Annotated in this window: 7 protein-coding genes; 3 read left to right on the plus strand and 4 right to left on the minus strand. The window is 42.4% G+C overall.

The window, feature by feature from the left end:
* Positions 1-75: 75 nt before the first annotated feature.
* Both queE and queC read left to right on the plus strand, forming a co-directional pair.
* Positions 76-726 carry a 7-carboxy-7-deazaguanine synthase QueE gene (queE, locus tag L3V32_RS22465; RefSeq protein ID WP_046874946.1) on the plus strand — a complete coding sequence of 217 codons (651 nt, stop codon included), beginning with the start codon at positions 76-78 and terminating at the stop codon, positions 724-726.
* A 14-nt stretch (positions 727-740) separates the two neighbouring features.
* Positions 741-1436 (plus strand): 7-cyano-7-deazaguanine synthase QueC, encoded by a 696-nt coding sequence (queC, locus tag L3V32_RS22470; RefSeq protein WP_005395054.1) that lies wholly within the window; start codon positions 741-743, stop codon positions 1434-1436.
* A 12-nt stretch (positions 1437-1448) separates the two neighbouring features.
* Here the strand turns inward: queC and L3V32_RS22475 are convergent, their stop codons facing one another.
* The 4 genes from L3V32_RS22475 to L3V32_RS22490 all read right to left on the minus strand — a co-directional run bounded on the left by L3V32_RS22475 (position 1449) and on the right by L3V32_RS22490 (position 6058).
* Complete coding sequence (locus L3V32_RS22475) at positions 1449-3422, minus strand: diguanylate cyclase domain-containing protein (protein WP_237285266.1); 1974 nt, start codon at positions 3420-3422, stop codon at positions 1449-1451.
* A 187-nt stretch (positions 3423-3609) separates the two neighbouring features.
* Positions 3610-3963, minus strand: a complete 354-nt coding sequence (locus L3V32_RS22480) for a DUF2750 domain-containing protein (RefSeq protein WP_005395049.1) — start codon at positions 3961-3963, stop codon at positions 3610-3612.
* Between the two features lie 167 nt (positions 3964-4130).
* Positions 4131-4745: an OmpA family protein gene (locus L3V32_RS22485; RefSeq protein ID WP_046874949.1), complete on the minus strand. Its 615-nt coding sequence runs from the start codon at positions 4743-4745 to the stop codon at positions 4131-4133.
* A gap of 2 nt (positions 4746-4747) precedes the next feature.
* Positions 4748-6058: a TolC family outer membrane protein gene (locus tag L3V32_RS22490; protein WP_005395046.1), complete on the minus strand. Its 1311-nt coding sequence runs from the start codon at positions 6056-6058 to the stop codon at positions 4748-4750.
* 400 nt (positions 6059-6458) lie between these two features.
* Here L3V32_RS22490 and L3V32_RS22495 point away from each other — a divergent pair.
* On the plus strand, positions 6459-7675 hold a 1217-nt coding region (locus tag L3V32_RS22495), incomplete at its 3' end, for a cadherin-like domain-containing protein (protein ID WP_237285267.1).

The raw sequence follows: 7675 nt of genomic DNA on the forward strand, positions 1-7675 counted from the left end.
CACGTGTGTCCATTAAGGTCTTCGCCTCGAAGTATTATGAGTTGAGTGAGTTCTACGTTGTATAAGCTAAATGAGATGTTTGAAACCATCCAAGGGGAAGGGGTTTTCACTGGAGTACCTGCTGTTTTTGTTCGCCTTCAAGAGTGTCCGGTTGGTTGCTCATGGTGCGATACCAAACAAACTTGGTATGCAGATGAGAATGACCAACGTCAAATTGGTGATATTTTGGTGAAGACGGAAGATTCTCCGACATGGTGCGTCGCATCTGCCGAGAACATCGTAGAGCAATATCAACTGCAAGGCTTTAATGCTAAACATATCGTGATTACTGGTGGGGAGCCTTGTATTTATGATCTACGCCCTTTAACAAAGGCGTTTGAGGATATGGGTTGCCAATGCCAAATCGAAACCAGTGGCACATCAGAAGTCATCACGTCAGAAAATACATGGGTGACCGTGTCACCAAAAGTGGCGATGAAGGGTAAACTTCCAGTTCTCAATAGCGCGTTAGAGCGTGCGAATGAGATTAAGCACCCTGTTGGTACACAAAAAGACATCGACCACCTTGATGAGCTATTGGCAAATGCGAATGTCGCGGTTGAGACTATCATTGCATTGCAGCCTATTAGCCAAAAGCCTCGTGCAACGCAATTGTGTATTGAAACGTGCATTGCTCGCAATTGGCGCTTGTCTGTTCAAACTCATAAATATCTAAGTATTGCTTAAGAGCGGAGAGAGAAATGAAAAAAGCCGTTGTTGTTTTTAGTGGTGGTCAGGATTCCACGACTTGTCTGGTTCAAGCACTTAAAGAGTTTGATGAAGTTCATGCCATTACTTTTGATTATGGTCAGCGCCACAAGTTAGAGATAGAAGTGGCACAAAAGATCGCAAAGGATCTTGGTGTTAAAGCGCATAAAGTGATGGATGTTGGCCTTTTAAACGAACTTGCGATTAGCTCTCTCACGCGCGATGACATTCCTGTCTCACACGAATTGCAAGAAAACGGTCTACCAAACTCTTTTGTTCCTGGCCGTAACATTCTATTTTTAACGCTCGCAGGAATCTACGCCTACCAAATTGGGGCTGAAACCGTAATTACTGGCGTGTGTGAAACTGACTTTAGTGGTTATCCAGATTGTCGTGACGATTTTGTGAAAGCAATGAACACGGCTTTGGTGAAAGGGATGGACCGTAACCTGACGATCAAAACACCGTTAATGTGGCTAAATAAAGCAGAAACGTGGGCGTTAGCTGATCAATATGACGCGTTGCAACTGGTTCGTGAAAATACGTTGACCTGCTACAACGGGGTCATTGGTGATGGTTGCGGTGAGTGCCCATCGTGCGATTTGCGCAAAGCTGGCTTAGATGATTACCTAAACAATAAAGAGACCGTAATGCAGTCTCTTGTGAACAAGCAGGCTGCTGACGTTTAGTCGTGCCTTGCTTTACTGGCTAACATAGTCAGAACTTAGGCTAATTGGCTCATCGTATGCGTCTATAATGATGTTTTTTCCCTGCTTTTTAGCCTGGTATAAAGCTTGGTCTAGTATCGAATAAAGTTCATCAAAGTTGGTAAGCGGCATTGATGTTGATAGATAGGCCAAGCTAGCAGTTACACTCAAATCACTATTATTTACCGTGCGTACGCACTTCTCTGAAATCGTTTTGTGTAGGCTTTGCACCCGGAAAGGAACGTCAATTTCATCGACGTTTTTCAATAATAAGATAAACTCTTCTCCACCCAAACGGCCGATATACTCTCCCTTATTGAGCTTAGCTTTAAGCACTTGGCAAACTTGCTGTAACACCAAGTCGCCAGTCGGATGACCGTATTGATCATTTATCGTCTTAAAGTCATCAAGGTCGATTAATGCTAAAACATAGCGGAAGTCTTCGTCCGCTTTGGAGGTTTGACCTTTGATGGTCTCTATAATTGCCGCTCTATTCAACGCACATGTTAGACTATCTATTTTGGCTTTTTGTCGTGTTTGTCGCTGAAGTATCAATGCCAGAATGAGCAAGACCAACAAACAGGAAACCACAAAATTATAAGTGCGCTTTTGATCGGTAAGCTTCTCAAATTGATGCTGATTTAAGCTTTTTTCATTATTCAACCGAGCGACTTGAAGATCATATTCGTACTCTTTCTTTGTGAGGTCTAATGCCTCTAATGCTTTAATATTGCTAGCGTCTCGGTTGGCCAATTCAATGTTTGAATAGGCTTCGTGGTGCTCTAATGCCAGTTTATAATCACCTTGGGCTTGGTACGCTTTGGAAAGGAGTAATTGAGCTTGTGCCTGTAATAATGGCCTAGAGTTATTGATCGCTAGTGTTAACGCGACTTTGCCATGTGCAATCGATTTTTCAGTAGCATGGTTTTTCAAATACGCGAACCCAGCAGCTAAATGCCCTTCCGTTTCGAGGTGCGTATTTTCATACGTTTCAGCAATGTCTAAAGCTTTTCTAATGTAATCTACGGCGGTATCCAGTTGCCCACTTTCGGCTAAAACCGCAGACAGCCCTAAGTAGCTTAACCCTTGACCATATGGGTATTGGAGCTGGTTGAGTATTGTTAATGCATTTTGATAATGATTGATGGCTTTATCGAATTCTTTGGATTTCTTATACATTGCCCCAAGGCTATGTTCGACCTGGGCGACTTTGAGTGGTGTCCCTTCATCTTGACGAGCGAGTAGGGCTTGGATGAGATATTGTTCTGATTGTTCAAACTGCCCAAGCTCTGCTAGCAAATTTCCGACGTCATTGTAAATGCCAGAAGGATCGCTTTGAGCAGACATGTTGGCCAGCAGCTTTCGATAAAGGCTCAGCGCTTTTTCATAGTCACCACGATAGTTATAGTTATTCGCTACCACACGTAACGCGAGATCAATAGGGAAGTTTTCTTGGTGTTGTTGACTTAGATGGCTTTCTAACGACGAGCAATAAAAGTTTGCTTTGTGATAACGACCTTGTTGATTCAAGGTATAACAGAGCTGATAGTTCATCAAAGCTTTGCCTTCAGAATCTGAAGTCTGCTTCATTTTTTGTCGCAATGAAGAAAAGCTATTTACTGAGGCGTCATAACTACCATGCTTACGTTCATTTAAGGCAAGAATGTACTCTGACTCTAACTGAGCAAAGTTATTGTTGAGAACTTGGCTGCTTCCATAGTACGGCTGCTTTATGTTCGACATGTATTCATAAATCAGCCCGCTGACGTAGAGTTTTTCGCTGTGCGATTTCGCGGTGTGGTATCGATCTTGAAGCATGCTTAATGCTGAGTCAGGATTACTTCTCAATGTGGTTTGATAAACGGCGTGCCACTGCGTGATATTTTGTTCTGGCTCAATATCTTGAGTGTCACTAGCATATACCGGGGCGAGTAAGAGTGACGCAAGCAAAGGATAGAGCGTGCGCATATTTAAACGTGCCTTATGTTCTTTTGTTGCTTTGGAATTGGAGAATAATAGCGCTATTAATTGATCAGCGTTGTGATTGAGTTGGGTGTACGAAGAAAAAGAATAGGAAAACTATGCACTTGGTCGACATATCAAAAAAAGAGCATAAAAAGAAAGACCCCAACATAAAGTTGAGGTCTAGAAGTCGTTATGCAATGTAAAGCTTAGCTAGATCTTGAGGCTCCATTTCTTTGCCTTCTAGCTGATCGTTCCAGTTAGTACCAACAAGAACACCATCTTCTGCAAGAGTTAAAAGCCAATCTTCAACAAAGATATCTAGTGGGATTTCTAGTACAGTGAAGTCAGCCCATTCTTCAACATTGTGCGCTTCTGCATCTTCTTTAGAAGACCAGAAAGGCATGACTTCACTGTTTTCGAATTCAGTTGAATCGCAAGATAGCCAACCTTCTTCATTGCGTAAACCCCAAACCAGTTGGTTTTCTTTTGTTTCTGCAACAAAAAGGTCAAGGTTTGCTTGGATATCTGATGTAAGTTTGCTCATTTCAAAACTCTCGTTGTTATGACGCCGCTAGGGTAACACTAAAGTGCCGATTCCTAAAGCATAATACGGTTATTGCAATGAGTAAAAATAAAGGAGCCGAAGCTCCTTTTCTTATGTCGTTCTAGGTTTATTAATGCTTGTTTGAACAAACATTAATACAGATATTTTTACCTTTCAGGGAGGGTAGTGAATATTGTCCACTCTTTTTTAATCTCGCCTTTATAACCAACGACAGAAGCAGTTACTCGGCGGTTTAAAGCGTGGCTGACTTCATCGGTACCTTGTTGCGCTAGGTGAGTATCACCAAAGCCAACAATACGAACTCTGCTCGGTTCGATGTTGTAGCTCAATAGCGCCTCACGGACATTGCGTGCTCGTCTCTCTGATAGATCTTGGTTGTGCTGAGAGCCACCAACTTTACTCGCGTAGCCGTGCAGTTCGATCGACGTAGTAGGGTATTCTTTTAAAAAATCGGACAGTTCACGTACTTGTCTTCTGAACACGGGATTGATTTCATCAGAATCATTGGCAAAAAGTATTCTCACTTGCATGTTATCTGATGCTTTAATGTATTCGCCGCAACCGTCATTATCGACTTCTGAGCCTTCCGGTGTGCCAGGGCACATATCTCGAGCGTTGATGACGCCATCGTTATCTTCATCTTGAAGGTCAGCAATTTGCTCTGCACTTGGTACAGGTCGATAGTCATACTCGTCTTCAGCAACAACCTGTTGAGTAACGGCGAGAAGGCTTAATGCAAATAGAATTTTCATTGGTTTCATGATCAGTACTCCACCTTTTCATTCCATTCCGTAGGCACATCGACTCGCAAGGCATTTAACAATTGGCCGGTCGCATTCATTACACGGTATTTCGCGTATTGCTCTGAATATCGAGCATCCAAGTAGTTTTTTCTCGCTTCAAATAACTCGTTTTCAGTATTTAACAAATCCAAAAGGGTTCGTTTACCGATGCGATACTGTTTCTCGTAGGCGATAACTGTTTCAGATGCCGAATCTACGTGATCCGCTAGAAACTCTTTTTGCTGAAGCGTTAAATCTAGCGCGCTCCATGATAGACGAAGCCCTTCTTCAACGCTGCGGTATGCGCGTTCTCGTAAATCTTTGGCTTTGTTTAGTTGATAGGCAAAGTTTTCAGCATTGGCGACATCACTACCACCATTAAAGAGGTTGTAACGCATACGCAGCATCGCTGTCGTTTCATCGCTGCTTCCTTCGATACCGCTTGCATCATCACGCCACGTTTGAGCCGCTTCTACAGATATCGTTGGATAGTAAGTTCCCTTAGATTGCTTATATTGGAACTTAGCTGAGTCTACATCTGCCATCGAAATTTTGATTACTGGATGCGATTCAAATGCCAAGTCAATTGCTTCATCTATGGTGTAGGGAATAAAGTTCTGGTCCGCTCGCGGAAAAATCAATCCTTGTGGGGACTGTCCGACAAGGCGTGTAAACGTGGTGTGGCTGTCATATAAGTTGTTCTGAGCCGCCACCAAGTTACCGTGAGCTTTTGCTAAACGAGCTTCTACTTGAGTTAGGTCAGCGGTAGACCCAAGTCCTGAGTTAACTCGCTTTTTAATGTCTTCGTAGATCTTCTTATGAACCTTCAAGTTGTTTTCTGAAAGTGTAAGAATTTCATAAGCTTTTACTGAATCTAAGTAAACCTTTGCCACTTCGAGTGCCGTGTCTTGAGCATCAGCGAGCAGTTGATAACGAACTGATTCTGCGTCAGCTGCTGTTCGATCCATATCGTTAAGTGTCGCAGAACCGTCCCATATCAACTGGGTTAGTGTCACGGTCGCTTCTTTTCTTGTCAGATCCGTTGAATCTCGCCCTGCTTCTGCTGGGTTAATGCCTTCATAACCGATACCGGCGTCTAAATCTACGGATGGGAGGTAAGCACCGCCAGATGCTTCATTCACATACTGCTTGCTAACGAATTCATTGAACGCACTTTTGATGTCAGGATTGGTTTTTAATGTGTTTTCAACCGCTTGCTCTAGTGTTTGCCCAAAAGCATGACTAGCTGCGAACACACCAATGCAAAAGGCGTTGGCACGAGTCCACTTCACTGTGATTCTCCTAGATAATAATAAAATTTCTCGAGGTGAGAGGGCTTATAAGTGGGATACCTATAAGGGCGTCAATAATTTAGCGCACAATAACATTAATACACGATGAAGTAACCTGTTGATTCATTGTTCATTTGTTTCATTCTTGATAAATCAATTCATTTGGTGGGTCTAAATTTTGAATAAGGATCCCGATTTTAAAGTGAAATTGATGTTTAACAAGAGTTGAGTGGCTTTTATTAAAACAAGACAAATATGCGCATAGATTCCTATTGATGTATGACACATAATTACTTAATTGAGCATCAAATTGCTGTTATTGCACTATATAATCAGGCAATATATAGCAAATTAGTATTGTTAGTCAAAAACTTGACAGTTATTTAGGGTTAAGATTTATATGGATCGTACAGCGTTAGTGTCACTCGGTAATCAAGTCGTCGTAATAGGTTTAGATGGGGAGCTGAGAGTCCTAACAGAAGGACAACAGCCCCTACCAGGTGAAGTGGTAGTGGCAACGACAGATGCTGCACCTCTAAATTTGAACATTCAACTAACTGAAGAGCAAGGCTCAAAAGATATTTCTGATGATGTGGCACGAATTATTGGTGCTATTGAGCAAGGTCAAGACCCTTCTATAGTTGATGAAGAACTCGCGCCAGCTGCGGGTGAAAACAGTGGTTCAAGTTTACAAAATAGTGCCACGATTGCACGGGATGGCACTGAAGTACTGGCCTCAACAAATTTTGAAACTATTGGCTTGGAATCCCTCGGTTTATCTGAAACACAAGCGTTGACCTTAAATGACTTTTTCGCAACAAATATAGAAACCAGTGGAGATGGCTCAAATAAACCACTTACTAATTCTCCAGTGACATTAAGCGCTATCGAAGAAGATAGCGATCCCATCACGATAACTACCGAAGAATTACTATCGAATGTCGATATTGACGATGCTGATACTCTTATCGTTACAAACGTCACTATTGAGAGTGGGAATGGCACTTTAATTGATAACAACGATGGATCTTGGACTTATATCCCAGAAGCTGATGATGATACTGAAGTGTCATTCTCCTATGACATCATTGATGACGATGGGGGTGTTATTAATGGCACTGCTAATTTAGATATTAAGCCTGTTAATGACGCGCCAATAGCGACTAACGATGCTATTCAAACTGACGAAGATTCCCAGGTTGTCATTGATGTGCTCGCTAACGACAGTGATATTGAAGGTGACGATTTATCCATTACTTCTGCTTCTGTATCAGAAGAGCAAGGTATCGTTGAGATTGTCGATGGTAAGCTTGTTTTCACTCCGGCTGAAAACTTCAATGGTAATGCAACTATTAGCTACACTATCTCAGATGGTGAGCTAGAGGATGAAGCTCAAGTCTCGGTAACAGTAAACTCAGTTAACGATGCGCCTATTGCCCTTAATGACGCAACAATTACAGAGGAAGATACCTCAGTAACGATTGATGTGTTGCCAAACGACACTGACATCGATGGCGATGCGTTAAGCATCGAATCGGCGTCTGTGCCGAGTGACCAAGGTCAAGTCGAGATTATTGACGGTAAACTGGTGTTCACGCCAGCCGAGAACTTCCATGG

It is taken from the genome of Vibrio sp. J2-4 (genome assembly GCF_021728155.1).
In the GTDB taxonomy this organism is placed as follows: domain Bacteria; phylum Pseudomonadota; class Gammaproteobacteria; order Enterobacterales; family Vibrionaceae; genus Vibrio; species Vibrio diabolicus.

What these genes read in the sequence shown, in the direction of transcription:
- queE (WP_046874946.1), top strand. Translation starts at nt 76, where the DNA reads ATGTTTGAAACCATCCAAGGGGAAGGGGTTTTCACTGGAGTACCTGCT.
- queC (WP_005395054.1), top strand. Translation starts at nt 741, where the DNA reads ATGAAAAAAGCCGTTGTTGTTTTTAGTGGTGGTCAGGATTCCACGACT.
- L3V32_RS22475 (WP_237285266.1), bottom strand. Translation starts at nt 3,422, where the DNA reads ATGCGCACGCTCTATCCTTTGCTTGCGTCACTCTTACTCGCCCCGGTA.
- L3V32_RS22480 (WP_005395049.1), bottom strand. Translation starts at nt 3,963, where the DNA reads ATGAGCAAACTTACATCAGATATCCAAGCAAACCTTGACCTTTTTGTT.
- L3V32_RS22485 (WP_046874949.1), bottom strand. Translation starts at nt 4,745, where the DNA reads ATGAAACCAATGAAAATTCTATTTGCATTAAGCCTTCTCGCCGTTACT.